The sequence below is a fragment of the Vibrio sp. Vb339 genome, assembly GCF_902751245.1.
Taxonomy (GTDB): domain Bacteria; phylum Pseudomonadota; class Gammaproteobacteria; order Enterobacterales; family Vibrionaceae; genus Vibrio; species Vibrio coralliirubri.
The window spans coordinates 1-1750 of record NZ_CADDIS010000025.1; the positions used below are offsets into that span (position 1 = coordinate 1).

The 1750-nt window shown below is 46.3% G+C and carries 5 tRNA genes and 2 rRNA genes; all 7 read left to right on the forward strand.

What is annotated here, in order from left to right:
- Positions 1 to 459: ribosomal RNA gene (locus tag HRQ85_RS26015) — 16S ribosomal RNA — on the forward strand; the annotation flags it as partial.
- A 122-nt stretch (positions 460 to 581) separates the two neighbouring features.
- Positions 582 to 657 (forward strand) — tRNA-Glu (locus tag HRQ85_RS26020).
- Positions 658 to 677: 20 nt separating this feature from the next.
- Positions 678 to 753 (forward strand) — tRNA-Lys (locus tag HRQ85_RS26025).
- Positions 754 to 778: 25 nt separating this feature from the next.
- Positions 779 to 854 (forward strand) — tRNA-Val (locus HRQ85_RS26030).
- A gap of 25 nt (positions 855 to 879) precedes the next feature.
- A tRNA-Ala gene (locus HRQ85_RS26035) sits at positions 880 to 955 on the forward strand.
- A gap of 65 nt (positions 956 to 1020) precedes the next feature.
- Positions 1021 to 1096, forward strand: a tRNA-Val gene (locus HRQ85_RS26040).
- 328 nt (positions 1097 to 1424) lie between these two features.
- Positions 1425 to 1750: ribosomal RNA gene (locus HRQ85_RS26045) — 23S ribosomal RNA — on the forward strand; the annotation flags it as partial.

The window sequence follows — 1750 nt, forward strand, 5'->3', positions numbered from 1 at the left end:
GGGTTAAGTCCCGCAACGAGCGCAACCCTTATCCTTGTTTGCCAGCGAGTAATGTCGGGAACTCCAGGGAGACTGCCGGTGATAAACCGGAGGAAGGTGGGGACGACGTCAAGTCATCATGGCCCTTACGAGTAGGGCTACACACGTGCTACAATGGCGCATACAGAGGGCAGCAAGCTAGCGATAGTGAGCGAATCCCAAAAAGTGCGTCGTAGTCCGGATTGGAGTCTGCAACTCGACTCCATGAAGTCGGAATCGCTAGTAATCGTGAATCAGAATGTCACGGTGAATACGTTCCCGGGCCTTGTACACACCGCCCGTCACACCATGGGAGTGGGCTGCAAAAGAAGTGGGTAGTTTAACCTTTCGAGGAGGACGCTCACCACTTTGTGGTTCATGACTGGGGTGAAGTCGTAACAAGGTAGCCCTAGGGGAACCTGGGGCTGGATCACCTCCTTATACGAAGATATGCACGATGAGTACCCACACAGATTGATTAGGTTTAAAAAGAAAAAGAGATGAAGAACTCCCAAGGTTCTTCAAAGTTTGTTTCTGCTTTTAAAGTAGAGATAAATTGCAGTGTCCCGTTCGTCTAGAGGCCTAGGACACCGCCCTTTCACGGCGGTAACAGGGGTTCGACTCCCCTACGGGATACCACTTCCTTCAAGAAGTAAAAAGGGTCGTTAGCTCAGTTGGTAGAGCAGTTGACTTTTAATCAATTGGTCGCAGGTTCGAATCCTGCACGACCCACCATTTCCTCCCAAGGAAATAAAATTTGGGGCGATTAGCTCAGTTGGGAGAGCACCTGCCTTACAAGCAGGGGGTCACTGGTTCGAGCCCGGTATCGCCCACCATTTCCTCCCAAGGAAATAAAAATATGGGGCTATAGCTCAGCTGGGAGAGCGCCTGCCTTGCACGCAGGAGGTCTGCGGTTCGATCCCGCATAGCTCCACCATTCCTTCCATAAGAATGGCTTTTATTTTCACTTTTTAAAAAGTGAAGACAAAAAGAAACTTTTATGGGCGATTAGCTCAGTTGGGAGAGCACCTGCCTTACAAGCAGGGGGTCACTGGTTCGAGCCCGGTATCGCCCACCATCTTTAAGCACACTTTTCTTAGTAATAGAAAGCTGAGTGTATTTAAAAATGGTTTTAAAAGTTTAATGCTTTAAAAACTCTTGCTCTTTAACAATTTGGAAAGCTGACTGATTGATTACTTACGAGTAATTCAATCAAATTTAAAAGTTCTCAATGTTTATCTTTCATTAGATAAACACAACAAACACATTCAAGTGTCTTGTATTCGATTCAAACTTAGTTTGAATCACAATTGAGTCCGGCAAACAGTCATTGAGAATTAACCCTTCTTGATGACAACCAAAAACCTTGGTTAGTTGCCATACACTAAGACCCTTTCGGGTTGTATGGTTAAGTGACTAAGCGTACACGGTGGATGCCTTGGCAGTCAGAGGCGATGAAAGGCGTAATAACTTGCGATAAGCCCAGATTAGGTAGTAATAACCTTTTGAGTCTGGGATTCCTGAATGGGGAAACCCACTTACATAAGTAAGTATCCTGTTGTGAATACATAGCARCAGGAGGCAAACCGGGGGAACTGAAACATCTAAGTACCCCGAGGAAGAGAAATCAACCGAGATTCCGAAAGTAGCGGCGAGCGAAATTGGATTAGCCCTTAAGCTTTTAATGAGACAGATGAAGGCTCTGGAAAGTGCCGCAATAAAGGGTGATAGC